The organism is Telluria aromaticivorans, from assembly GCF_013003915.1.
GTDB lineage: Bacteria > Pseudomonadota > Gammaproteobacteria > Burkholderiales > Burkholderiaceae_D > Telluria > Telluria aromaticivorans.
Map to the genome: position 1 here is coordinate 453,120 of NZ_JABAIV010000001.1, position 25,639 is coordinate 478,758.

A 25,639-nucleotide genomic window follows, 5' to 3' on the forward strand; every position below is an offset into this window, starting at 1 on the left:
CGCCGCGATGCATGCGTAATTTGAACGCGCGGGCGGCGAAGCCGCCCACCCTACGAAAAACACCTACGCAGCACCATCTCGACTACCCCGGCGCCCCGCGCCAATTCTTCACCTGGCCTCTACCATGACCCGCACCAGCCTCACCCAACTTGAACTGCGCGACGCGTTCATCCCGCGCCACATCGGCCCGTCCGATTCCGAACAGGCAGCCATGCTGTCGACACTCGGCTACGCCACGCGCGCCGCCCTGATCGATGCGGTCGTGCCCGCGAACATCCGCACCAAGGAGACCCTGGACCTGGGCCAGTTCGTCGAGCCGCGCAGCGAAGAGCAGGCACTGCAGTGCCTGCGCGCTCTAGCCTCGAAGAACAAGGTCATGAAGTCGATGATCGGCCAGGGCTATTACGGCACTCACACGCCGAAAGTCATCCTGCGCAACATCTTCGAGAACCCGGCCTGGTACACCGCCTACACGCCTTACCAGCCCGAGATCTCGCAGGGCCGCCTGGAAGCGATCCTTAACTTCCAGCAGATGATCACGGACATGACCGGCATGGGCATCGCCAACTCGTCGATGCTGGACGAAGGCACCGCCGCCGCCGAAGCGATGACGCTGATCCAGCGCGTCGGCAAGTCGTCGTCGAAAGTGTTCTACGTGGCCGACGACGTGCTGCCGCAGACCCTGGAAGTAATCCGCACCCGCGCCGAGCCGATCGGCGTCGAAGTGCGCACCATTGCCGCCGCCGATATCGAGAAGCTGGAAGAGAGCTGCTTCGGCGTGCTGCTGCAATACCCGGGCGTGAACGGCGAAGTGCGCGACTACCGCGCCGCCTGCGAGCACCTGCATGCCATGGGCGCGATGGTGGTGGTTGCCGCCGACCTGCTGGCGCTGACCATGCTGGCCGCACCGGGCGAATGGGGCGCCGACGTGGTCGTCGGTAACAGCCAGCGCTTCGGCGTGCCGCTCGGTTTCGGCGGCCCGCACGCCGGCTACCTGGCCACCCGCGACGAATACAAGCGCAGCATGGCTGGCCGCCTGGTCGGCGTCACCGTCGATGCGCAGGGCAACCAGGCTTACCGCCTGGCGCTGCAGACCCGCGAACAGCACATCCGCCGCGAAAAGGCGACCTCGAACATCTGTACCGCCCAGGTGCTGCTGGCCGTGATGGCCGGCATGTACGCGGTCTACCACGGTCCTGAAGGCCTGAAGCGCATCGCCCAGCGCGTGCACCGCCAAGCCGCGATCCTGGCAACGGGCCTGAAGCAGCTCGGCGTCGAAGTGGTCAACGAGACCTTCTTCGACACCCTGACCATCCGTACCCCCGACGCCGAGTCGCTGCTGTCGAACGCGGCCAGCCAGGGCATCAACCTGCGCCGCATCGACGACGGCCACGTCGGCATCTCGCTGGACGAAACCACGACCCGCGACGACCTGGCCCTGCTGTTCTCGGTCTTCGCAGCTGGAAATGAAGCGGGCAAGACCGTGGATATCGACGCGCTCGACGCGGATGCCCAGGAAGCCTACCCATCCGCCCTGGCCCGCACCAGCGCTTACCTGACCCACCCGACCTTCCACCGCTACCACGCCGAGCACGAGATGCTGCGCTACCTGCGTTCGCTGGCGGACAAGGACCTGGCGCTGGACCGCACCATGATCCCGCTCGGCTCCTGCACCATGAAGCTGAACGCGACCTCGGAAATGATCCCGGTCACCTGGCCTGAATTCTCGAGCATCCACCCGTTCGCACCGGACGACCAGACCGTCGGCTACCGCGAGATGATCGACCAGCTCGAAGCCATGCTGTGCGCCGCGACCGGCTATGCCGCCATCTCGTTGCAGCCGAACGCCGGCTCGCAGGGCGAGTACGCAGGCCTGCTGGTGATCCAGAAATACCACCAGTCGCGCGGCGAGGGCCACCGCAACATCTGCCTGATCCCGTCGTCGGCGCACGGCACCAACCCGGCATCGGCCAGCATGGTCGGCATGCAGGTGGTGGTCACCGCCTGCGACGAGAACGGCAACGTCGACCTGATTGACCTGCGCGCCAAGGCCGAGCAGCACAGCGCCAACCTGGCCTGCGTGATGGTCACCTACCCGTCGACCCACGGCGTGTTCGAAGAAGGCATCAAGGAACTCTGCGAGATCATCCACTCGCACGGTGGCCAAGTGTATGTCGACGGCGCCAACATGAATGCGATGGTCGGCGTGGCCGCACCGGGTTCGTTCGGGGGCGACGTCAGCCACCTGAACCTGCACAAGACCTTCTGCATCCCGCACGGCGGCGGCGGACCGGGCGTCGGCCCGATCGGCGTCGGCGCGCACCTGGCCCCGTTCCTGCCGAACCAGCTGTCGACCGGCTACGTCCGCAACGAAGCGGGCATCGGCGCAGTCAGCGCCGCGGCCTATGGCTCGGCCTCGATCCTGCCGATTTCGTGGATGTACATCGCGATGATGGGCGCCGAAGGCCTGACCGCGGCGACCGAAGTGGCGATCCTGAACGCCAACTACATCGCGCGCCGCCTGGCGCCGCACTACCCGGTACTGTATACCGGCCACGACGGCCTGGTGGCGCACGAGTGCATCATCGACCTGCGCCCGCTGCAGGACAAGACCGGCATCTCGAACGAAGACGTGGCCAAGCGCCTGATGGACTTCGGTTTCCACGCCCCGACCATGAGCTTCCCGGTGCCGGGCACCCTGATGATCGAGCCGACCGAGTCCGAAGCGAAGGCAGAGCTGGACCGTTTCATCGAAGCGATGATCACCATCCACGCCGAGATCGTGAAGGTCGAGCGCGGCGAATACGACAAGATGGACAATCCGCTGAAGGGCGCGCCGCACACCGCGGAAGTGGTGACTGCCGACGACTGGCAGCACACCTATACCCGGGAAGTGGCTGCCTTCCCGGTGGCGTCGCTGCGCAAGAAGAAGTACTGGCCGCCGGTCGGCCGTGCGGACAACGTGTACGGCGATCGCAACCTGTTCTGCGGTTGCGCCCCGATCAGCGATTACGAGTAAGCCTCTAACATCTCTGTCAGGCGCTTGTGGTGTTACTTGCGGCTCGAGGCGAGCCGCAAGTGCGAGCGCTCGTGAAGGCGGCGCTCCCTGGGCAGATCCCGCGTCGGGCTCGCCTGGGGGGCGCCGCTTTCTTTTTTGGGCGGCGCTGCCGGCGCCGTTTCGGTTTCGTCGAGGCGGAAGGCGGCCACGGTACGCGACAGCGACAGTGCCTGCATCTGCAGCGTGCGCGCCGCCGCCGCGGCTTCTTCCACCAGCGCGCAGTTCTGCTGGGTCACTTCGTCCATCCGCACGATCGCCTGGTTGACCTGCGCCAGTTCGCTGGCCTGGCCGGCGCTGGCGCTGCCGATGCTGCTAACCAGGTCTTCCACTTCGCGTACCGAGCTGGCGACGTCCTGCATGCTGCTGCCGGCGTTTAGTGCCCACTCGGTGCAGCCCTCGATCTCGGCCACCGATCGGGCCGCCAGTTCGCGCACCTCGCGCGCGGCCCTGACGGCGCGCTGTGCCAGCAACCTTACCTCGCCTGCCGCATCGGCAAAATCGCGGCCGGCCTTGCCTCCGAGCCCACCTTGTGCGGCTTCCAGCGCCGCATTCAGCGCCAGCGTGCCGGCTTCGCTGGCGAAGGCGTCGATCACGCCTGCCACTTCCGCAGCGCGCAAGGCGCCCTCCTTCACCGTGGCCATGGTGGCCGCCATGCGCTCGACCGTCAGCCCGCCCTCGCGCGCACTGGTCGACGCCGACTGCGCCAGCCGGTTGGCGGCCAGCGCGCTGTTCGCGGTGCTTGAGACCGTATCGGCCAGTTCCTGCATCGATGCTGCCGCATCGTCCAGCGAGCGGCTGCGGAACACCGCCCGGCTGTGCATGCTCAGGCTGCCTAGGCTGATGTCGCGCGAGGTATTCCCGATCGTGCGCGCCGACTCTAACACGGTGCGCAAGGTGCCGTTCAGGTTGCGGATGCCGGCATCCAGGGCGCGCGAGGTTTCGCCGATCTCGTCGTCGCCATAGTCGCGCTGCCGGATCGTCAGGTCGCCACTCGCCAGCCCCAGCGCGGCCGCGCCGATGCCGCGGATTTCCACCAGCAGCACCCGGCGCACCGCCATCGTGATGGCCAACGACACCCCGACGGCCAGCAGGATCACCACCGGCATCAGGCCGGCGATGACGCGGAAGTCGGCGGCGGCGCTGTCCGATGCTTGTTCGGACAGATCGCGCTCGAGCCTGGCCAGAAGGGTCATGCGCTCTGCCATGATGGCAAATGCGGCTTCCGGCTTGATCATGGCATTGGCGCCGATGGTCTGGTCGGCATGCGCCAGCTCGACCACTTCGCGTGCCGCGCGCACATAGACGCCGTGCGCATGCTGGGCCTGCTCGACGTGGCGGCGCTCGGCACTGCCGTCCGGCGTCAGGCGGACCAGCTCGGCAAAGGAACGTTCGATGGCCCCGTTCTGGCGGTGGATCTGCGTAATCAGGAGGTCGATGCGGGGACGCGAGAAGCTGCTGCTGATCCAGGTGAGCAGCTTGTAGGTATCCGCATGCACGCGCTGGGCCTGGGCCACCAGTTCGGTCGTGCTGCGCAGCTGGACCGCGCGCGGCCCGACGATGGTGTGCAGGGACTGGTGCTGGCGCACCATCGCATAATAGGCGGCGCTCGAGAGCAGGACCAGCAACAGCAGCACTACGCCCGGCGCCAGCAGCAGCTTGGGGCCGATCTTCAGTCGGGACAACATAAGTCAGGCCGCCTTCGGGAAAAGCGCCAGGGCAGCGCGGGTGGATGTGAAGGCCTGGGAAGGATTCCGGTGGACTTGCATGATGCCTCCCTGAGTTTAACCGTGCTTAATTTCCTAAGCGCATTGAACGAATCTACGCGGTTCAAAACTGCGGCAGTTTGCGGTGGCTCATACCGGCCGAAGTCTTTGGATCCGCGCAACAGGCACATGGCGAAACAAGTACTTATCAATTTAATATAGTTGTAAGTGTGGCTTTGTATGCTTGTGCCCGACTCATCAACCAAGCCAATAAAGGGGAGTGAAATGAAGGCCAGCAGCATTGTGTTCGGGGCGGCACTGCTTGCCGCTGGTAGCACGGAGGCGCAATTGGCGGATCCTCCAGGAGCTGTGCTTGAAGCGGAAGCGGAAGCTGGTCGATTCGGGCCGCTGGCCAAGGGCTTCAAGCGCCTTTCACCCCTGTACGGCGGCAACGAGACGGCCAATCCGAACGATCGCGTGTTCCTGGGCTTCCGCACCGATCCGAGGCTGGTGCTCGGCTATGCCTTCAACGACTACCTGTCGCTGGAAGCCGGCTATTCGCACCTGCGTGACAAGGGCTTCCACAAGATCGAGCCCGGCGCCCTGGAATCCGCCGCGGCCGCGGGCGCGCTCGGCGCCAGGAGCCACACCACCTACCTCGCCGCCAAGGTGACGGTGCCGGTGAGCGAGCGCCTGAGCGCCTACGCCAAGTTCGGGATCGCGCATAGCGAAGTGACGAACGACGGCCTGCTGCTGCCGGAGCGGGTCAGGCCCCGCACTGCCAGCGAGTTCGCGGGCGAGTCCGGCACGGGGCCGTATGGTGCAGTCGGCGCCACGTACAAGCTGAACAAGAGGACCACGCTGACCGGCGAAGCCCGGCACAACGGCAGCGCCAGCAAATTCGGGAACGCGACGAACGCCAGCGGCCTGAGAGGAAGCGTGGGGATCGGCTTCTGATGATCGGTTTCTAATGCAGGGCGACCGCGACCCCGCCGTGTAAAGGCCTGGTCCCCAGCCCGTCGGGTGCGGTTACACTAGCGGGATGAACTTTGCCGCCTTCCCCGGCCGGCACGGGCGCCTGGTCGTCCTGTGCGGGCTGTCCCTGCTGCTCCACCTGCTGGTGATCGCGCTGATCGATATGCGGATCACCGAACCGCCGCCTTTCGACGGCGTGCCTGGGCTGGCGGTGCGGCTGGTGGAACCGGCGCCTTCCGCGCCGGCGCCGGTTCCAGGGCCTGCGCCTGCAGCCGAACCTGCCCTGTCCGCGCCCACACCTGCGCTCACGCCCATTGAACAAGGCCCATCCACCGCTGCGCCTGCGGCGGCGCCGCTCCCCGCGACGCCTGCCGAAGGCGCCGAGCCGGTCCAGATGCCGAGCCGCTACCGCGTCACCGTGCCGCCCAGCGTGACCCTGTCCTACGAGGTGCGCACGGCCGTTGGACCGGAAGGCGAGGCAAGGCTTGCATGGGAAACCGACGGCGTGCAATACCGGCTGGCGCTTGACGGCATCGCCGGGAGCATCGAGAGCGAGGGCGGCACCGATGACGCCGGCCTGGCGCCCACGCGCGCCAGCTACCGCCAAGGGCTTGGGCGCGCCGGGATCGCCTTCGACCGCGAACGCGCCACGATCGTGCTGGAGAGCCTGGGGCGCAGCTTGCGCGACATGCCCGGCAGCCAGGACGGCGCGACGGTGCTGATGCAACTCAGCGGCATCGGGCTGGCCGACCCCGACCAGTTGCAGGACACGGTGGAGATCTATGTCGCGCGCGCCTCTGGCGCGGCGGTGGAGCGCTACCGCGTGCTGGGCAAGGAACAGCTGGCGACACCGCTTGGCGCCATGGAGGCGCTGCGGCTGGCGCGCGTGGCGCAGCCTGGTGAATTGCTGATGGAAGTATGGCTGGCCCCTGGCCAAGGATGGCTGCCGGTGCAGCTGCGCACGACGGCGCCGGACGGCAGCACTCGCACGCAGGCACTCAAGGGAATACAGCGGGTGCCGGCAGGCTAGCCGGCGCCCGCAATCTTGCTCAGGCCAGCTTGGCCGCGTGCTCGCGGGTTGCGTGGAAGGTCAGCTTAGGCCAGCGTTCCTGGGTCAGGCGCAGGTTGACGCCAGACGTCGCCAGGAAGGCCAGGTTGCCGGCAGCATCGTAGGCGACCTGGTGGCCCAGCTGGTTCTCGAAGTCGGACAGGGATTTCTTGTCCTCGCTCGACACCCAGCGCGCGCTGCTGATGCTGCTGGTCTCGAACACGGCGTCCACGCCATACTCGTTGAGCAGGCGGCTGGCCACGACTTCGAACTGCAGCACGCCGACCGCGCCCAGGATCAGGTCCGAACCGAGCACCGGCTTGAACACCTGCACCGCACCCTCTTCGCCCAGTTGCTGCAGGCCCTTGTGGAGCTGCTTCACTTTCAGCGGGTTCCGGATGCGCACCGTGCGGAACAGGTCTGGGGCGAAATACGGGATGCCGGTAAAGGTCAGCATCTCGCCTTCGGAGAAGCTGTCGCCGATCTGCATGTTGCCGTGGTTCGGCAGGCCGATGATGTCGCCGGCATAGGCTTCCTCGACCTGTTCGCGGCTCGAGGCCATGAAAGTCACGACGGACGAGAGCTTGACATCGCGCTGCAATCGCAGGTGCTTGACCTTCATGCCCTTCTCGAAACGGCCCGAGCACACGCGCAGGAAGGCGATGCGGTCGCGGTGGGCCGGGTCCATGTTGGCCTGGATCTTGAAGACGAAGCCCGAGAACTTCGGCTCTTCCGGCTCGACCGCGCGCACGGTGGCGTCGCGTTCGCGCGGGGCCGGGGCCCAGTCGACCAGCGCCGACAGGATCTCGCGTACGCCGAAGTTGTTGATCGCCGAACCGAAGAACACCGGGGTCTGCACGCCCGACAGGAAGCGCTCCAGGTCGAAGGTATGCGAGGCGCCGTGCACCAGTTCCACTTCCATCTTCAGCTGCTCGATCTCGAGCGGGAACATGGCGGCAAGCTTCGGGTTGTCGATGCCCTTGACGATCTCGAAGGCGCCGTCGGCTTTCTCTTCGCCCGCCTTGAACAGCATGATCTCGTCCTTCAGCAGGTGGTATACGCCGCGGAAGTTCTTGCCCATGCCGATTGGCCAGGTCACCGGCGCGCACTCGATCTTCAGCACCGATTCGACTTCGTCGAGCAGTTCGAGCGGATCGCGGGTTTCGCGGTCCATCTTGTTCATGAAGGTGACGATCGGGGTGTCGCGCATGCGGCACACGCCCAGCAGCTTGATGGTCTGCTCTTCCACGCCCTTGGCCGCGTCGATCACCATCAGCGCCGAGTCGACCGCGGTCAGCACCCTGTAGGTGTCTTCCGAGAAGTCCTGGTGGCCCGGGGTGTCGAGCAGGTTGACGACGTGGTCGCGGAACTCGAACTGCATCACCGAGGACGCGACCGAAATGCCGCGCTGCTTCTCGATGTCCATCCAGTCCGAGGTCGCGTGGCGGCCGCTCTTGCGGCCCTTGACGGTACCGGCGAGCTGGATCGCGCCCGAGAACAGCAGCAGCTTTTCGGTGAGCGTGGTCTTGCCGGCATCCGGGTGGGAAATGATGCCGAAGGTGCGGCGGCGCGCGACTTCGCGCGGGATCAGGCCATCCTGGCGGTTCGCCGGGGTGGTGGCATTGGCCGCGTCAGCTGCGCTGTCGTCGGCGGTAAATTCGGTATCGTTGGGCATAGTCGAGCCTTGCTAAGCGGCCCTTGGGAGAAAACCCTCGATTTTACCGATTCCCGGCCATCCCGTGTTAGAAGATTCGTGCGCGGCCAGCCCAGAAAGAGCCGGCCGCGCATCTTCCCGCAGGCGCGGCGGCCTTACTCGCGCACGCGGCGCCAGCCGGCGCGGCGGGTTGGCTTGGTCACTGCCGGATTGTGGTCCTTGGTGACGGTCTTGCCGTCGGCCGTGGTGGCAATGGTCTTGGTCTCGCCGTTCGGCAGGCCGATGTTGATGAAACCGACCACCGCCGAGTTGTTCGACAGGGTCTCGCCGGCGTTCTCGCGCACCGGCTTGGCCGTACACAGGTCGAGCTCATAGATATTACTGGTGCCGCCCACCGAGCAGGCCGTCGAGGAGCTCGGCACGTTGGTGACGGCGGTCAGGGTGCCCAGCACGATCTTCGGGTCGAGGTTGATGCGCTCGCCGGTGTTCTTGTCGAAGTCGACATACCAGCCGGCCTTGGTGCCGAGGTCCACGTTGGCGCCGGCGATCGTGTAGGTATCGCCCGCCGCGCCCTCGATCTTGGTCAGCGTCTGCTTGCTCATCATGGTCTCGCTGCGCCACTGCGCCGCGCTCAAGGCCACGCCCGAATCGCGCAGCACATAGGCCGACTGGACCGCACTGCTGCCGACATCGGTGATGTCCAGCAGGCGGCCGGTGCCGAAAGCCACGACGCGCTGCGCTTCCGGCACCGTGGTGCCCTCCTCGGTCGTGACTTCGACCCGGCACAGGGCCACGTCGGGGCGGGTGGTGATCGGCTGGCCGGCGCCGGCGTCGCCCATCTTCACCATGCGCACGGTGCCCGGGCTGGTGAAGTCGAAGCGCCACATCTGGCCGAGGTTGTCGCCGCCGTAGACATAGCTCACCAGCGGGTCGGTACTCGGGTTGTTGGTGATCGCGGTGATCTTGGCGAGCCCCGAAGGTGTCGTCGTGGAGCCGGAATTGGTCGTGATACGGTCGAGCACAGCGCCATTGGCCACGTCGACCACGAAAATATAGCCCTTGCCGCTGCCGCTGTTGACGTTGTCCACGCCCGGGATATTGTTATAGCCCGAGGTCAGGAACACCACCCAGTGTTCTACTCCGGCGGCGTTTTTCCAGGTGCCGAACTGCGGGTTACCGAAGGACAGTCCTATCTCCGGCTCATGGTTGGCGCCGCTGCAGACGGTGGCGTCGGCGCAGGTTTCCCACAGTGCCCGCGGCTGGGCCGGATCCGTGATGTCGAGCGCATAGTAGCCGCGCCCGCCCGCGTTCAGGCCGGCCACCAGCACGGTGCGCCATTCGCCGTCGATCTGCACGTCGCTCACCTCGGGCGAGCCGTCCACCGTGTACTGGTGGTTGGTGCCGTAGTTGACGCTGGCCTGCACGGGCAGCTTCTTCATCGTGATGCGCGGGACGTAGGCCCACAGTTCTTCGCCGTTGGCGGCATTGAAGGCGTGCAGCATGCCGTCGTTGGCGGCGGCATAGATGGTGCCGGAGCGCGACTTGTGCTCCACCTTGAAGTCGTTATAGCCGGGGCGCGCGTAGTGCTTGCGCGGGTCGCGCGCGAAAGCCGGCTTGGCCGAGGCGATGTCGCCGAGCACGATCGGCACAGCGGTGCTCAGGCCGGGGCCGAAGGTCTCGGTCGGCGTATAGGCACGGAAGACGGTGTCGTTGGCGTATTGCTGGCGCCCGCGCAGCCAGTTCACGAGGTTCGTGCCGCCGTTGGCGATGGCGCGGTTGGCGGCGGAAAGATTGGCGCATTGCGACAGCGAGCTGCACTTGTCGTCGAACCAGGCCTTCTCGGTGTCCGTCATGGCCTCGTACGCAAAGTCCTTGAGGGTGCGGGTCGCCGGGTCGAGCATCTTGATGCTGCGCGTGTCGCCGGTGTCGCTCACCTTCAGCCCGACGGTAAAGGACGAATTCCACACGTCCGTATTGCCGACGATGCCGGTCACGGTGTCGATCTTGCGCTTGGTGAGCTGGCCATACCACCTCACGGTCGTGAAGGTCGCCGAGAAGATGTCGTTGTCGAATTGCGAGATGTTCGGGGTCGACGTCGCCGAGGCCGCGGCGGCGCCGACCTTGACCTCGATGGTCGACAGGGCTTCGCGCAGTCCGTCCACCACCTGCAGCGGGTCCGAAGCGGAGAAATACTTGCCATGGCCATTGATGGCGGCATGCCACAGGTCGTCCACGCGCGACTGGAAGGCGGCCGATCCGCTGTTGTCGCCAGTCTTCGGGTCGGGCCAGACGTAGGCGCCGTTGTTATTCCACGGGCAGCCGCTGGTCACGCCGGTGATCACCTTGTACAGGTCGCCGCCGAGGATGACGCCCTTGTCGTAGTTGGGCTCATAGGTCATGACGCCGTCCACGCCCAGGCCGAGCGCATAGGTCTTCATGTGCAGGCGGGTGTTCTCGCCCGAGCCCGCCGGCACCAGGCCGGGCTTGGTCCAGTCTTCGAGCCCGTTGCGCAGCGACGCGGTCCCGGTATTCGAGCCGCCGTTGTACCAGTACAGCGCGACGTCGGCCAGGGAATTCGCGGTCTGGGTGCTGGTATCGACACAGCCCTTCGAACGCAGGCAGAAACGCTGGGCGTTTTCCCGGTTGTCGTTGTTGACGACGGTGGCGGCGGCGTTGCCGTTCCAGTAGCCGTCGGTGGTCACGAAGGTGAAGTTCTGCTGGCACGCGAACTGCACCACTTCCTGGCCCGTGCCATAGTCGTAGGGCGACTGGTTGGCGTACATCTTGCCGATCGCGTGCAAGGCCTGGCGAATCGGGGTCGACTGGCTGCCGTTCATGGCGTACAGGGAGGTGTACCAGCTGCTACGGTGGTTGCCGGAGAACGGACGCGGCTTGGTCATCGTGCCTTCGGCTGCCGCGATCGACAGCGAGACCAGGCCGACGTTGTAGTTGTCGTTGATCGGCTGGAAGGCATGGCCGACGGCCGTCTTCATCATCTGGTTCCGGGTCTTGTAATAACCGTACCAGTTGGCGAAATTGGTCATTTCCTCGTCATAGGTGCAGCTCGCACCCGCGCAATCCGTACGGTTGATTTCCTTCGGATAGCTGTTGCGGGTCGAGACGATGTCGGTGCGTGCAAATACCGTCGCGCCCAGGTCGGTGGCGGTGGCCGGTACCGCATCGCTGACCGAAGCAGAAGTCCCGAACGTCAGGTTGCCCTGGTTGCTGAGCGAGCCGAGCGCGATGTTCTTGCCGCCGACGCTACCCGTTTCGACCAGGCAGACGGTGGTGCTGGAAGCCGCCTGGCAGACCGCGCCGCTGCCGGCGGTGCCGCCGATATAGGCGGTCAGGTTGCCCTGGGTGCCGATTTTGTTGCGAATCGCCGTTGCCACCGCGGATGCGCTGGCGCTCTTGGCAAAGCTCAGGGTGCCAGTGAACAGACCAGTGCCGCCGTAGCTCACTTGCGACAGGACCTGCACTTTGCTGCTGCTCGCCGAACCGCTGACCGTCAACAGCGCCGTGGCGGCGGTGCCGGAATTCACCGTCAGGACGGTGCCGGCGCGGCTGTCGTCCGATTGCGGGAAGCAAGGGGGGGTCGCCTTGCCGCTGGTGCCAGCCGGGCAGCCGATCGGCACGACCGCGACCACGTTGTCGGCATCGAGGGTGATACCCAGGCTCGCGCAGGACGGCACGCCGCCGCCGGTCGGGTTGCGCAGGCAGGCGGTGAATTGCGCGGCCAGGCCGGTCTTGGCAATGATCGACGCCGCCAGCGCGTTGGCGGTGGCCTGCTGCTTGGCGGCGCTGTTGGTGCCGCTGCTCGCCGTGACGGCGACGTTGGTAATGGTCTGGGGGCCGGCTTCGGTGGTCGCCGTAACGCTGTTGATGGTCATCGGGTTGCTGCCGCTGGAAGCGCCGATGGTAATCGTGCCATACCAGATCGCCACGCGCGCGATATCGCCGAAGCGGGGGTACTTGAAGTTGCCGACATACTTGGACTGGCAGTTTGTCAGCGCGGTGGAATCGCACCACCGCACCTTGGCCGGCACGGTGTAGTCGGCCGGCGGCGGCGCATTCACCGCGACCGCGCGGCAGTTGGTCATGGCCGCATTGGTGCAGTACTCGGCCACGTTGATCGTGTAGTAGTAGGGATTGGCGGTGAAGGAGTACGCGTTGTAGCGGCTGTTGTTCGGATAGCTGTAGCCCGCGCGGTTGACGCTGCAGTTGCTGCCGCTGTCGCCATCGCACCACTTCAGGTCAGGGAAGCCCGTGACCAGGTTGGTCGTGTTGTTGCCGGCGCCGAGCAGGTCGGTCCGGTTGACGCCAAATCCATCCGTGGTTACCGAGGTCCAGTTGCTGGTGTTGGCGCGGTTCAGGCTCGGGTAGAAGCTGCCGTCGGCCTTGACCGGCGGGCTGTAGCGCACTTGCGGGTTGTAGTACTGCTTGTTGAAGTCGGGGCTGGAAAACGGCGGATCGCCGACACGGCAGCCGCGGGTGCCGCCGCCCATCGTGGCGCGCGAACGGCAGGTGATGCCGTCGTCGACGTAGTCGGGCGTGAAGGTGCTGGTCATCGAGCCCGAGTTATCGTACAGGAGCATCAGGTTCGGCTTGACCGCGCCGCTGCCGGTGATGTTCAGAAGGGGCAGCTGGGCGATGGCGGTCGGGTCGGCGTGCGCCGGTTGGATGCACAGCGCCAGGGCCAGCAGGGACAGGAGTCGAAGATAGATGCGGTTCATATGCGTTCCGATAACAAAATTGCGGCGCCGGTCGTGAAGACTCAGGCGCCGATCAGGACCACCATCTGGGTGACCACATTGCCGCCCTTCGGACCGTCGATGCGGGCGGTGATGACGTAGTGAAGCTGCGGCACGCCCGCATACACCGGCGCGTCCGAGGCCAGGCTGTCGCCCAGCCGCACCGTATTGCCCAGCTCCGCGGTGTTGACCGCGGTCTGCACGCACGAATTGTCCGGGTGGCTGTAGACCACGTCGAGGGCGCACATGCGGTGGATCACGTAGCGGATCTGGTTAAGATTCACGTCCTGGACCACGACCGAGCCGTCCCAGAAGTCGGCCGAGCGCACCGTGTCCTTGGTGTTGAGGGTGGCGCGGTAGCCCTGAGCCGCCACGTGGCTGTCGAGCAGCGCCTTGTTGGTCGCTGCCGTGGCGCTGAGCCACTGGAAGCCCGCATGCAGGCCGAAATCGGCAGCGCGCGCCAGTGCCGCGTCGTTGGCGAGATTCGAGGCGGTCAGGGTGGTCGAATTGCTCGACTTGAGCAGGTAGATGCTCGACACGAGCATCACCAGCAGCATGATCAGCATGACCGGCAGCGCGATGCCGCGCTGGCTGTGATTGACGGGTTTCATGATGCGGTCGGCCTCCAGCCCGCATTGCGCAGCGGGACGATGGTTTCGAAAACGCGGTAGCGGTAGCAGCGCCAATTCACCGGGTCGTCGGCGACGGCCACGTCGACCGTCACCGACACCGCGGCCACGCTCTGCGCGTCGGCGTTCGCGAACACGGTTGGCCGCACGGTCGTGGCAGTGCACTCGCCGGTCGTGGCATCCGGGCGCTCTGGATTCTTTGCCCGCGCCACCACGGCGATGCGCAGCGCCGCGACGTGCTGGTAGTCGCCGGCGCCGCCAACCACGCCGTCGCCGTCGGCGTCGATCATGGCGGCCGACCAGCGGCCGATGCGCATGCCCTCTTCCGGCGTGAACAGGTCGCCGGTACGGGTATCGAAACCGTATTGCGCCTTGAGCGAGACGATGTTGTCGGCCACGGCCTGCGAGTCTTCGCCGGAACCGGCCAGGTCGGTCGCACGCAGGCGCAGGTAGCCGCTGTCCACCGACCAGGTGCGCAGCGCCAGGTTGGCGCCGGGGCCGAGGTTGAAGATGCGCGAGGCGCCGCCCACATACTGAGCGCCGAGGGCGCCGCTGTTGAAACGGTAGCCGGCATTGGCGATCATCACGAATTGCTGCGACGGCGGCGGCGCCAGGTCATCGGGGTCGGACGAGACCTGGGCCAGCGAACAGCGCCCGCCCGGTTGCCCGGGCGCGACGAGGAGCACGTCACCCTGCGAGAATCCATAAGGCACCCGGTCGACGTCGATGCGGGTGCCGCCGATATAGTCGGTAGTGATGCCGAGCGTGCCCGTGCCGCTGAGCGAGCTGCCGGCGTACAGAGAGAGACGGTCGGGGGCCGCACCATTCACCCCTGCCGCACCCGGCTCGATGATGGCGGCGGCCAGCGGCCGCACCACGGCGGCGCCGCGCGTTGCCGGCGCCAGCTCGTAGCCGTCGACATCCTCCAGTTCCGTGTCGCAGCCGACGATCAGGGGGTCGTTCAGGCCGAAGCCCGCATGCTCGGCGTCGCTGCTGATCGAGAACATGGCCACCATCCCGTTCTGCATCGAATCGGAGCCGCCCAGCGCGGCCTGCTTGTTGCGCTCGGCGTCGGTCATCATGCGGGTGGCGAACAGCACCGCCAACAGGCCGATGACGACGCTGACCATCAGTTCGACCAGCGAAAAACCGGCAGCGCGCGGGAATGCATGGAAGGTCTTCATAAGGACCCCGCGATATACGAAGTGATCGTGTGGTTGTTCAGCGGCGTATCCGCCTTGCGGCGCCAGCTGATGGCGATGTTCACCACGGCCGGGGCGGTTGTCGTCGCCGCGGTAACGCCGACGACCACCGTCGCGCCGGGCACCAGGCGCCGGGTCTCGGTATGCCACGCCGCGAGGCGGGCCGATGGCACGTCATTGGACGCCAGCCGGTAGGATTCGAGGTTCGCCAGGTCGGTGTTCATCACGCCGAGCAGCTTGTTGGCTGCGATGGCCGCCTCGGCGCGCATGCCGGCGTCCGACAGCGCCGAATAGGCGCGCGCCTGCAGGCCGATGGTGCCGAGCAGGCCAATGGCGAGGATGACTACCGCCAGCAGCGCCTCCAGCAGCGCGACGCCGCGCTGCGCGTGGATGGTGGGGACACGGCGCATCATTCCGGGCACCTGCGCGAGTCGGCAGCGGGCGCGGCGGGGTCGCATTTGGCGGCAATGCCGGCCAGCGTGAGCACCAGGCTGGAGGACGGGAAGTCGGCACCGTCGCCAGCGGCCGGCGCCAGGTCGATCCGCATCATGCGGGTGCCGACCTGGGTGTCGACCCAGCCGAGCGGGGTGAAATAGACCTCGAGATCGTCGCCCGGCCCGGGGCTGACCGACAGGCGGTCGGTGCCGGGCAGCACGTCGGCATTGCGGGCGATCGACGTATAGCCGGCGCCGGCGTCCTGCGCCGGCCTGACTGCATCGTCGGTCGTCGACCACCCGCCGCCCTCGTCGTTGCAGGGGGAATCAGGGGTCGGGAAGCACAGGTCGACGCGCCAGTCGTACTGGCCGCTGACGGCGTTCCGGCTCAGAACCAGGCGGCTGGCGCTGTTATGGGTCAGCGCCTGGGCCCGCGCGAGGGTCAGGCCTTCGGCGTAGAACTGGGTGGCAGCGGCGGCCTTGGTGGAGGCGACCCAGTCCACCATGCGCGGCACGCCCACGGCCAGCAGGGTTGCGAACACGGCGAGCGTGACCATGGCCTCGACCAGGGTGAAGCCGCGCTGGGCGTTTATTGGGTGCACGTGCCCTCCTCGCGGTCGACCCAGCAGGCGTCGTTATCGGTCCAGCCTTCCGGTACGCCGGTGGTGGCGCGATTGCCGTTCTGGTCGATCGTATACACGAAGCCGGCGGCGCCGCCTTGGCCGGTGGCGGTCACCGTGTAGGCGCTGGCATTTCCGACGGTCAGCTCGAAGGCGAAGTGCTCGGAATCTTCCGGCACTGGCGCCGAGGCATAAGTACGGTTGTTCGACCAGTGCTGCTCCATCCCCGGCTGCAGCCCTGCCAGGCCGGTGAAGGCTTCGGTCAGGCGCGCCCGCTGCACGTAGCCGTTATAGGAAGGCAAGGCCACGGCCGTCAGGATGCCGAGGATGACCACCGCAATCATGATTTCGATGAGGGAAAAACCGGCCTGGCGCTTGATCATGAGTACTCTCCATGGGAACCGGCGGGCTGCCGGAATGTTTCCGTACGGAATGATAACCCATGAAGCTTGCATTTCCCTGAGGAAAAGCTGACAGTTTCCTGACAAGTGCGCACAGGCGCTGCGGCTCACGCGGGCGGAAACTGCACCCTGAATGAAGCACCGCGTCCACCAGGTCCGTCATCGAGCGTAACCATGGCGCCGTGCGCGGAGGCGATATCCTGCACGATCGCCAGCCCGAGCCCGCTTCCGCTGCTGTGCTCGTCCAGCCGGACGAAGCGCTGGAATACCCGCGCCCGCCGCTCGGGCGGTATACCGGGACCGGAATCCTCGACCGCGAACAGGGTGCCGTCTGGCGTCGCGCGGGAATGCACCGTGACGGTGCCACGTTCCGGCGTATAGCGCAGCGCATTGTCGACCAAATTGTCGACCAGGTCGCGCAGCAGGTAGCGGTCGCCGCGGACCTGGGCCGGGCCGAGTTCGAACCCGAGGTCGATCTGCTTGCGCGCTGCCTGCTCGACGAAAGGCTGGACCGCTTCGGCCACCAGGCTGGACAGGTCGAGAGGCGCGAGTTGCGCCCGCTCGAAGCGGTCCGGGCCGGCGCGTTCGAGCGACAGCAGCTGGTTGGCCTGGCGAATCATGCGCTCGTTGGCGCGCAGCAGCAGGTCGACCGTATGGCCAGTATCCGGATCGTCCCGGTGGCGCGCCGCCAGCCACTCGAGCTGCAGCCGCAGGCCGGCCAGGGGCGTGCGCAACTGGTGCGCGACGTTGGCGCGGAAATCGTCCTGGGCCCGGGAGCCGGCGCCGATCCGGTCGAGCAGCGCATTGAAGGCCGTGACCAGCGGCGCGAGCTCGCGCGGCATGCCGGATTCGCTCAGCGGGGCCAGGTCGGCGCTGCCGCGCGCATCCAGCCTGGCGCGCAGCCGTGCCAGCGGCGCCAGCCCGTTGCCGACCGAAAACCAGACCAGCCCGACGAGCGCCAGGCAGAACAGCAGTTCAAGCAGCACCAGCGAGCGCACCATGGCCGACCGTACCTGCTGGCGCTGGAGCAGCGTGCGCGCCACGGCGACCTCGACCGGGCCAGCGGGCGTCGCGACCATGACGCTGGCGGTGCGCACCGGGTGGCCGTGCATGCTGGCGTCGCGCAGCGGTCCGCTGCCGGCGCGAGCCGGGAACCCCGGGTCGCCCGCCAGCACCCGGCCATTGTGGTCGCGCACCACGAACCAGCTGGCGTCCGGCGCCCCGGCCCCCAGCACCCGCGCAGCCGCTTCCGGCACCGCGAACTGGGCCTGGCCGCCGTCGACGCGAAAGCGCGTGGCCATCCCGGTAGCGGCATCGAGCAGGCCCTGGTCGAAGGCCAGCTGGGCCGGCGCCCAGGCGAGCAGGTAGCTCAGCGTGGCGGCCACCAGGTTGAACACGAGGAGGGGCGGCACCAGCCATTTGAGCATGCGCACGCGGATGCTGGTCATCGGTATTGCGCTCACAGCCAGGCGATCACGCCGCTTCCAGCAGGTAGCCGAAGCCGCGGATGGTGCGGATCGCCACGCCGGCGCCGTCGAGCTTGAGGCGCAGGCGCGACACATAGACCTCGACCGCGTTCAGGGTCAGGTCATCGCCCCAGGGCGCAATGGTGTCGATGATCTGCTGTTTGGAGACGACCCGCCCGGCCTGCAGCAACAGGTATTCGAGCACGGCCCACTCGCGCGCCGACAGCTCGAGGGCGCGTTCTCCCACGCGCACGCGGCGGGTTGCACTGTCGAGTGTCAGGGCCCCCAGACGGAGCTGGGCAGGTGGTGGGGCGTGGCGCCGGGCCAGCGCGCGGATGCGTGCGACCAGTTCGGCGGTAGCGAAAGGCTTCACCAGGTAATCGTCGGCCCCGAGCTCGAGGCCGCGCACCCGGTCTTCCACCGCGTCACGCGCGGTCAGCAGCAGCACCGGGGTGGCGCTGCCGCGTGCCCGCAGCCGCCGCACCACTTCAAAACCGTCGATGCCGGGCAGGCCGATGTCGAGCACGACTACTGCGATGCCCCCGGCGGCAGGGCTGCCCTGAAGGCGGGCGTCCGCAGCCAAGCCATCGCGCACCAGTTCCACCTGCATGTCCTGGGCTCCCAGCGCACGCAGCAGCCCGTCGGCAAGCACGGCGTCGTCTTCGACCAGCAGCAAAGGCAGGGGCATCGCGGTATCAAGGGTGAAAAAAGACACGCCTATTATGCGGGATTTCGTTGCCACAGCCAAAAAAACCCCTCTAAAACCGGGATTTGTCCAGTAGGACTGGACTGACACTAGGGGATGCGCCAAGCCTACACGGGTGCGACTGCTAATCTTATGTTCGGCAACAGACTATAGCTTTAATGTTCACACATCGCGATGAGGCAACGAACAGGAGCCTCACCAGTCGCCCCCGATGCATGTTAGAGATAAGAGGACAACAAATGAACAACACTCAATTTGGCGGTATGCAAAAAGCCCAAAACAAGATTCCAGCCACGAGTGAAGCGATGAAATCCACATCCCGCCCTGTTGTCTCCTATAGCGGCACCCAGCAGAACGAACTGCTCGGCGCCCTGCCCCGCCCAGATCTGGAAAGCCTGTTCGAACAACTGGAATTGGTCCCCCTGCCATTCGGCAAAGAGCTGTTCGAGTATGGAAGCAAACTTGAATACGTGTATTTCCCGACCACCGCAATCGTGTCGCTGCTGTACGTGATGGAAGACGGCGCTACTACCGAAATCGCCGTTGTCGGCCATGAAGGCGCAGTCGGCGTGTCGCTGTTCATGGGTGAGCGCGCTACCTGCAGCGCCGTGGTGCAAAGCGCCGGCTACGGCTACCGCCTCAAGGCCCAGTTCCTGCGTGACGCCTTCAACCGCGGCGGCGCCCTGCCGCAACTGCTGATGCGCTACACCAACGCCCTGTTCGCCCAGATGGCCCAGAACGCCGTCGGCGGCCGCCACAGCTCGATCGAACAGAAGCTGTGCCGCTGGCTGCTCGACCGCCTGGACCGCTCGGCCAGCAACGAACTGAAAGTGACCCAGGAACTCATCTCGATCATGCTGGGCGTGCGCCGCGAGAGCATTACCGCTGCGGCCGGCAAGCTGCAGGATGAAGGCCTGATCCAGTACCGCCGCGGCAACATTACCGTGCTGGACCGTGCTGGCCTGGAAGACTATGCCGGCGAATGCTACAAGGTCGCCAAGTCGGAATACGACCGCCTGCTGCTGGACGTGGCGCGTTAAGAACTGACCGGCGTCCCACTGGACGCTGTGCCTGAAGGGGTCTCCGGCAATGCCGCAGGCCCCTTTTCATTTGCCGGGTCCAGCATCAAAGGCGCGGACCCAACGGCGATTGACCCGCCCATTGCGGTATTCATCGCACTGGAAATGGCCGAGCCCAGCGCCGCGCCTTGCGGCGACGCCTCGCCACCCGGGGCCGTAGCCGGCAGCCAGGCGCGGACGCAGGTGCCCACACCATTGACGCCCCGCCCGACCTGAAGGGTGCCACCGAGCAGCAAGGCGCGCTCGCGCATGCCCAGCAAGCCGTGCGATTTCGAGCGCGCCATGGCATCGGCCGGGATGCCGATGCCGTCGTCCGTGATCTCCAGGTCCCAGCCGCCGGGTTCCTCGGTCAGGTTGACGATGACGGTATGGGCCTGGGCATACTTGGCGATATTGTTCAGGGCTTCCTGGGTGATGCGGAACAGCGCAATGGCCTGCATCGGGCCGGCGGCATCGGCCCGCGGGTCGATCAGGGCGTCGCAGTCGAGGGCGGTCACGCGGGCGTAATCGGCGCAATAGCTTTGCAGGGCGGCCGACAGGCCCATGTTGTCGAGCAGGCTGGGGCGCAGGTTTTCGATGATGCGGCGCTTGAGCTGCACGGTGTCGACCAAGGTCTTGCGTGCGCGCCCGAGTTTGGCGGCGAGTTCCGGATGGGTGCCGCGCAACTGCTCTGCCACCGTGGCCAGGTCCATGCCGATTGCGGTCAGGTTGGCGCCCATCTCGTCATGCAGTTCGCGCGCCAGGCGCGATTTTTCTTCTTCCTGCACCCGGATCAGGTGGCGCGACAGCACCGAGAGCTGCTCGGTGCGCTCGGCAACAGTATGCTCGAGGGTGTCGTTGGTCTGCTGCAGCGCGCGCTCGGCCGACAGGCGCAAGCCGAAACTGCGCTGCACCAGGCTGTGGAACAGCAGGATCACGAGGATCGCCAGCGCATTGATGCCGGCGCCGAGCAGGACGGTCCAGCGCGACTGCTTGTAGAATTCGGCGGTACTGGCCGCCAGCAATTCGTTCTGCTCGCGCGTCATGATCACGACCTGCAGCCGGATCTCGTCCATTTGGCCGCGCTCGTCCGCCGCGGCCGAGATCGCGACGATATCGACCAGGCCGCCCTGACGATAAACTTCGAGCGACTGGTGCATGAGGGCGAGCTTGCGCTGCACGAGCGTGCGCAACTGCACCAGGTTTTTCGTTTGCGACGGATTGTCGGCAAGCAGGACGCCAAGGGCGCGTAACTGGCTGTCGAGTTGCTGCGGCGCCGCATGCAGGGCGTTGAGGTTGACTTCTGCGCCCGACAGGAAATAACCACGCAGGCCGCTTTCAGCGTCGGTGACCAGCAGGTTCAGGTATTGGAGCTCGTCGGAGACGCGCGCGGTCTGGGCCTGCAGGCCATTCGCAGAGCGCAAATCATCGAGGTTACGCACCAGGAAGACCGCATTGATGACCAGGATCACCACACAGGCCACGCACAACAGGGTCTTGGAGAGCGGCAGGCCCTGGGTGGGTTTGCCGTCATGGGCGGTGGAAAAGTACATGAGCTTCCTTTCGCGCAACTTGTTCCGTCCGGCACGATTATAGTCGGGCGGACGAATTGTTGCAGAGCAAAACGGATGCGATGCGAAGAAGCGTTGCGCAAGGACTATTGCCCTTGCAGAAATGAAAACGCGCCCTTGTGGGGCGCGCTGGCAACTCAGTCGAGCAGGTTGTTCTTCATGGCGTAATAGGTCAGGTCGCTATTCGACTGCAGCCCCATTTTCTCCATGATACGGGTACGGTAGGTGGACACGGTCTTGATCGACAGCGACAGCGCATTGCCGATGTCCGATACCGTTGCGCCCTTTGCCAGGCGCAGGAAAACCTGGAATTCGCGGTCCGACAGTTCGGTGTGCAGCGCCGTGTTCGGATCGCGGTCGAAGCTCTGCGCGAGCAGTTCGCCCACGGTCGAGCTCACGTAACGGCGGCCCTGGTACACGGTGCGCACGGCCGTCTTGAGCTCGTCGGCTTCGCATTCCTTGTTCAGGTAGCCGTTGGCGCCCATCTTGAACAGGTTCAGCGCGTATTGCTGGGCCGGATAACCCGACAGGATCAGCACCGGCAGGTTCGGCTGGCCCTGGCGGATGGTGCGCAGGATATCGATGCCGCTCTGGTCGGGCATGGCGATGTCGAGCAAGAGCACGTCGCAAATCTCGCGGCGTGCGATGTCGAGGGCTTCACGCCCGGTAGCGCCTTCGGCAACGACTTCGAAATCGCCCGACGACGAAAAAATCTGTTTGAAACCTGCTCGAACTATCTGGTGATCGTCACAAATGGCAACGCGTATCATTGTCTTCCCTTAAATTTTCCCTGTTCAGGAAAGTGCCAGGTCCGTCTCCACGCCCCGGCTTGCATACACTCAATTCGGCATGCTCGCAGGTGACATTCTAACACTCCGGCGCTGAGCATCAAGACCGCATGCATCTGCTGAGTTACGAAAAATGCATGGCGCATGGCGCCTCGTGCCCGCGACGGGATGTTGGACGCTGCGGCGCCCCCGCCCGCGGCACTTTGCAGGTGGATTACGTGACGCTGCTGCCGTGCCTGAGGACGGCAAGGATTTCCAGCAGCTCGGCGCGCACCCCATCGATATCGATGGCCGGCACGCTTGGCGCCGGCTCGAGCTCGGCTGCCATGGCCAGGTCGTGGTTGCGGCCGTCAAGGCGGTTACGGGCGCCGCTGATGGTGAAGCCCTGCTCGTACAGCAATTCGCGGATGCGCCGGATCAGCAGCACTTCGTGGTGCTGGTAATAGCGGCGGTTGCCCCGGCGTTTGACCGGCTTGAGCTGGGTGAATTCCTGCTCCCAGTAGCGCAGCACGTGGGGTTTGACCCCGCACAGGTCGCTGACTTCGCCGATCGTGAAATAACGCTTGGCCGGGATCGGCGGCAGCGCGGCCAGTTCGGTTTTATTGGGGCGTTCGCTCATCAATCACTCAGGCAGCACGCGCCAGCGAACTGCTAGCGGGACTGGTCTCCTCGACCATTCCCTTGAGTTTCTGGCTGGCGTGGAAAGTCACGACGCGGCGCGCCGTGATTGGAATTTCTTCCCCGGTTTTTGGATTGCGGCCCGGCCGCTGCGGCTTGTCGCGCAGCTGGAAATTGCCGAAGCCGGACAGCTTGACTGCCTCGCCGCGCTCGAGCGCATTGCGGATTTCGTCAAAGAAGGTCTCGACCATGTCCTTGGCCTCGCGCTTGTTCAGGCCGACCTGCTCGAAGAGCAGTTCGGCCAGCTCGGCCTTGGTCAGGGTCGGCAGGCCCTTCTCTGCTTCAGCCCGCACGCGCGCTACATGCATCGCGCGATGCAGATCGGCCGCCAGTGCTTCCTGGAACACGGCCGAGTCAACGTCGTTGTTGTTAATTTTGAAGCCCTACCTTCAGTGAAAGCAATGTTTTGGAAGATTACGAACGCAGCCTGGCGCCGAGTTTTGCTTCGGCAGCCTGGGCGATTGCAGCCATGATGGCATCCACCGCCTCGTCTTGCAGCGTCGATTGAGTATCTTGCAAGCTAAAGCGGAAAGCAAGGCTTTTTTCATCCGTCTCCAGGCCCTTGCCGCGGTATTCATCAAACAAAACAACGGCTTGCACGATCTTGCCCGCAGGATTCAATGCGATTTCAGCCTGGAAAGTGTCAAGCACCTCCTGGGCTGCGACGCCCTGCTTCACCACCAGGGCGAGGTCGCGGGTGGCGCCCGGGAACTTCGAAATCTCGGCATACACCGGCACGCTGCGGCGGCGCAGCGCATCGGCGTCGACCTCGAACAGGACCGGCGCCTGCGGCAGGTCGTAGTTCTGCAGCCAGCGCGGATGCAGCTCGCCAATAAAGCCAATGGGCGCGCCATCGAGTTCGACGATCGCGCTGCGGCCCGGGTGCAGGGCCGGATGCTCGCCCTTCACGAAGCGCAGCACACTCGGTGCGAACAGCGCTTCGAGGTCGGCCTTGACGTCGAAATAGTCGACCGCACGGGTCTTCTCGCTCCACTGCTCGTCGAGCGCCGGGCCATAGGCGATGGCGGCGACGCGCTTGGGCTGGTCGAATCCGGCCACCGTCAGCGGGCCGTCATCGACCATCGGATTGCGCAGGAAGACGCCGCCGACTTCGAAGGCGCGCACGCGGCCGGCCTTGCGGTTGACGTTGTAGCGCACGTTGGCCACCAGGCTGCCGACCAGGTTCGAGCGCATCACGCTCATCTGGCTGGCGATCGGGTTCTGCAGGCGGATCGGGTCGCTGTTTCCGGCGAAGTCCTGCTCCCACTGCGCTTCCACGAAGCTCATGTTCACCACTTCCTGGTAGCCGAGGTCGGCCAGCTGGTGGCGCACAGCGAACAGCGAGCGGGTGTTTTCCGGCTCGAGCAGCATCGCGCTTGGGGCCACGGGCGGGCGGGTCGGGATGTTCTCGAAGCCGTAGACGCGCGCCACTTCCTCGATCAGGTCTTCCTCGATCTCGATGTCGAAACGGTAGGAAGGCGAGGTGACGTGGAACACGCCCGCGTCAAACGTGAACGGCAGCTGCAGGCGGGTGAAGATGTCGGCCACGACTTCGTCGGTGAGCGCCACGCCGATGACTTTCGCAGCGCGCGCGGTGCGCATTGCGACCGGTTTCGGCTGCGGCAGGTTCACGGACTGGTCGTCGACCGGTCCGACGCGGGTAGCAGGCGTGCCGCAGATCTCGACGATCAGCGCGGTGATGCGCTCGATGTGCTCGACCGTGGTCGCGTAGTCGACGCCGCGCTCGAAGCGGTGCGCCGCATCGGTCGAGAAGTTGAACTTGCGGGCGCGGCCCTGGATGGCGTTCGGCCACCAGAAGGCCGCTTCCAGGTAGATGTCGGTCGTCTCTAACGTGACGGCGGTGGAATCTCCGCCCATGATGCCGGCCAGGGATTCGATCTCTTGATCGTCGGCGATGACGCCGACCCATTCGTCGATCTCGATCGTGTTGCCGTTCAGGAGCTTGAGCGACTCGCCTTTCCGGCCCCAGCGCACGTCCAGGCCGCCGTGGATCTTGTTCATGTCGAAAACGTGCGACGGACGCCCCAGCTCGAGCATGACATAGTTCGAGATGTCGACCAGTGCGGACACCGAACGCTGGCCGCTGCGCTCGAGGCGCTGCTTCATCCAGTCGGGCGTGGCTGCGCGCGCGTCCAGGCCGCGGATGACGCGTCCCGAGAAGCGGCCGCACAGGTCAGGCGCGGAAATTTTTACCGGCAGGGTTTCGTCCAGCGTCACCTCTACCAGGCGGGTGGTCGGCACGTGCAGCGGCGTACCGGTCAGGGCCGCGACTTCGCGCGCCACGCCCAGCACCGACAGGCAGTCCGCCTTGTTCGGGGTCAGCTTGATGGTGAACTTCAGGTCGTCCAGGCCGAGGTAGTCGCGGATATTGGTGCCGACCGGCGCATCGCTTGGGAGTTCCATCAGGCCGTTGCTCTCTTCCGAGATGTTCAACTCTTTCGCCGAGCACATCATGCCCTGCGATTCGACGCCGCGCAGCGTGCCGGTCTTGATCTCGAACGGCTTGCCATCCGCGCCGGGTGGCAGCAGCGCGCCCGACATGGCGCAGATCGCCTTCATGCCCACGCGCACGTTCGGCGCGCCGCAGACGATGTTCAGCAGAGTGCCGGTGCCGACGTCGACCTGGCAAACGTTGAGGCGGTCGGCGTTCGGATGCTTGGCCACTTCCTTGACCTCGGCCACGACCACGTTCGAGAACGGCGGCGCGACGGCTTCGACTTCCTCGACTTCCAGGCCGGACATCGTCAGCAGGTGGGACAGTTCGCTCGAACCCATCGTCGGGTTGACCATGGAACGGAGCCAGTTTTCGGAGAATTGCATTTTCTTTTGCCTTTAAGCGCGTAACTCGTCAGGTTTTATTATTGGGCGTACTGAAT

Annotated in this window: 19 protein-coding genes; 4 read left to right on the forward strand and 15 right to left on the reverse strand. The window is 65.7% G+C overall.

The features are described 5' to 3' along the window. Positions 1 to 124: 124 nt before the first annotated feature. Positions 125 to 3,019 carry an aminomethyl-transferring glycine dehydrogenase gene (gene gcvP, locus HGB41_RS02070; protein WP_171080601.1) on the forward strand — a complete coding sequence of 965 codons (2,895 nt, stop codon included), beginning with the start codon at positions 125 to 127 and terminating at the stop codon, positions 3,017 to 3,019. Positions 3,020 to 3,051: 32 nt separating this feature from the next. Here the strand turns inward: gcvP and HGB41_RS02075 are convergent, their stop codons facing one another. Then, complete coding sequence (locus HGB41_RS02075) at positions 3,052 to 4,743, reverse strand: methyl-accepting chemotaxis protein (protein WP_171080603.1); 1,692 nt, start codon at positions 4,741 to 4,743, stop codon at positions 3,052 to 3,054. A 303-nt stretch (positions 4,744 to 5,046) separates the two neighbouring features. Between HGB41_RS02075 and HGB41_RS02080 the strand changes: the two genes are divergently transcribed. Next, a complete protein-coding gene (locus tag HGB41_RS02080) occupies positions 5,047 to 5,718 on the forward strand; it encodes an outer membrane beta-barrel protein (RefSeq protein WP_171080605.1) in 672 nt (223 codons plus the stop codon). 85 nt (positions 5,719 to 5,803) lie between these two features. Next, entirely contained in the window at positions 5,804 to 6,766 is a 963-nt protein-coding gene (locus tag HGB41_RS02085) for a DUF3108 domain-containing protein (RefSeq protein WP_171080607.1), read from the forward strand. Positions 6,767 to 6,785: 19 nt separating this feature from the next. Here HGB41_RS02085 and HGB41_RS02090 read toward each other — a convergent pair whose 3' ends face one another. The 9 genes from HGB41_RS02090 to HGB41_RS02130 form a co-directional block, all read right to left on the reverse strand. Then, on the reverse strand, positions 6,786 to 8,459 hold the full coding sequence (locus HGB41_RS02090) for a peptide chain release factor 3 (RefSeq protein ID WP_171080609.1): 1,674 nt from the start codon (positions 8,457 to 8,459) through the stop codon (positions 6,786 to 6,788). Between the two features lie 134 nt (positions 8,460 to 8,593). Further along, positions 8,594 to 13,171 (reverse strand): pilus assembly protein, encoded by a 4,578-nt coding sequence (locus HGB41_RS02095; protein ID WP_171080611.1) that lies wholly within the window; start codon positions 13,169 to 13,171, stop codon positions 8,594 to 8,596. A gap of 41 nt (positions 13,172 to 13,212) precedes the next feature. Beyond that, the gene (locus HGB41_RS02100; protein ID WP_171080613.1) at positions 13,213 to 13,800 is read right to left on the reverse strand and encodes a hypothetical protein; all 588 of its coding nucleotides are present in this window, start codon (positions 13,798 to 13,800) and stop codon (positions 13,213 to 13,215) included. After that, entirely contained in the window at positions 13,797 to 15,002 is a 1,206-nt protein-coding gene (locus HGB41_RS02105; RefSeq protein ID WP_171080615.1) for a PilW family protein, read from the reverse strand. Before HGB41_RS02105 ends, HGB41_RS02100 begins: the two co-directional genes overlap by 4 nt. Continuing rightward, complete coding sequence (locus HGB41_RS02110; RefSeq protein WP_171080617.1) at positions 14,999 to 15,433, reverse strand: type IV pilus modification PilV family protein; 435 nt, start codon at positions 15,431 to 15,433, stop codon at positions 14,999 to 15,001. Before HGB41_RS02110 ends, HGB41_RS02105 begins: the two co-directional genes overlap by 4 nt. Next, positions 15,430 to 16,056 (reverse strand): pilus assembly FimT family protein, encoded by a 627-nt coding sequence (locus HGB41_RS02115; protein WP_171080619.1) that lies wholly within the window; start codon positions 16,054 to 16,056, stop codon positions 15,430 to 15,432. Before HGB41_RS02115 ends, HGB41_RS02110 begins: the two co-directional genes overlap by 4 nt. Further along, positions 16,044 to 16,457, reverse strand: coding sequence for a type IV pilin protein (locus HGB41_RS02120; protein ID WP_171080621.1), 414 nt, complete (start codon positions 16,455 to 16,457; stop codon positions 16,044 to 16,046). Before HGB41_RS02120 ends, HGB41_RS02115 begins: the two co-directional genes overlap by 13 nt. A gap of 125 nt (positions 16,458 to 16,582) precedes the next feature. Then, positions 16,583 to 17,923, reverse strand: a complete 1,341-nt coding sequence (locus HGB41_RS02125) for a sensor histidine kinase (protein ID WP_171080623.1) — start codon at positions 17,921 to 17,923, stop codon at positions 16,583 to 16,585. Positions 17,924 to 17,948: 25 nt separating this feature from the next. After that, positions 17,949 to 18,629 (reverse strand): response regulator transcription factor, encoded by a 681-nt coding sequence (locus HGB41_RS02130; RefSeq protein ID WP_171080625.1) that lies wholly within the window; start codon positions 18,627 to 18,629, stop codon positions 17,949 to 17,951. 257 nt (positions 18,630 to 18,886) lie between these two features. Here HGB41_RS02130 and HGB41_RS02135 point away from each other — a divergent pair, with 257 nt between their 5' ends. Continuing rightward, positions 18,887 to 19,687 carry a Crp/Fnr family transcriptional regulator gene (locus HGB41_RS02135; RefSeq protein ID WP_171080627.1) on the forward strand — a complete coding sequence of 267 codons (801 nt, stop codon included), beginning with the start codon at positions 18,887 to 18,889 and terminating at the stop codon, positions 19,685 to 19,687. On the opposite strand, the gene HGB41_RS02140 is transcribed toward HGB41_RS02135, so the two are convergent. The 5 genes from HGB41_RS02140 to pheT form a co-directional block, all read right to left on the reverse strand. Then, positions 19,684 to 21,258: a CHASE3 domain-containing protein gene (locus HGB41_RS02140; protein WP_229422668.1), complete on the reverse strand. Its 1,575-nt coding sequence runs from the start codon at positions 21,256 to 21,258 to the stop codon at positions 19,684 to 19,686. The genes HGB41_RS02135 and HGB41_RS02140 overlap by 4 nt on opposite strands. 155 nt (positions 21,259 to 21,413) lie before the next feature. Further along, positions 21,414 to 22,046 (reverse strand): response regulator, encoded by a 633-nt coding sequence (locus HGB41_RS02145; RefSeq protein ID WP_005667428.1) that lies wholly within the window; start codon positions 22,044 to 22,046, stop codon positions 21,414 to 21,416. A 232-nt stretch (positions 22,047 to 22,278) separates the two neighbouring features. Continuing rightward, positions 22,279 to 22,683 carry a MerR family transcriptional regulator gene (locus tag HGB41_RS02150; RefSeq protein ID WP_171080629.1) on the reverse strand — a complete coding sequence of 135 codons (405 nt, stop codon included), beginning with the start codon at positions 22,681 to 22,683 and terminating at the stop codon, positions 22,279 to 22,281. Between the two features lie 7 nt (positions 22,684 to 22,690). Further along, complete coding sequence (locus tag HGB41_RS02155) at positions 22,691 to 23,050, reverse strand: integration host factor subunit alpha (RefSeq protein WP_171081893.1); 360 nt, start codon at positions 23,048 to 23,050, stop codon at positions 22,691 to 22,693. A gap of 106 nt (positions 23,051 to 23,156) precedes the next feature. Then, a complete protein-coding gene (gene pheT, locus HGB41_RS02160) occupies positions 23,157 to 25,583 on the reverse strand; it encodes a phenylalanine--tRNA ligase subunit beta (protein ID WP_171080631.1) in 2,427 nt (808 codons plus the stop codon). Between the last annotated feature and the right edge of the window lie 56 nt (positions 25,584 to 25,639).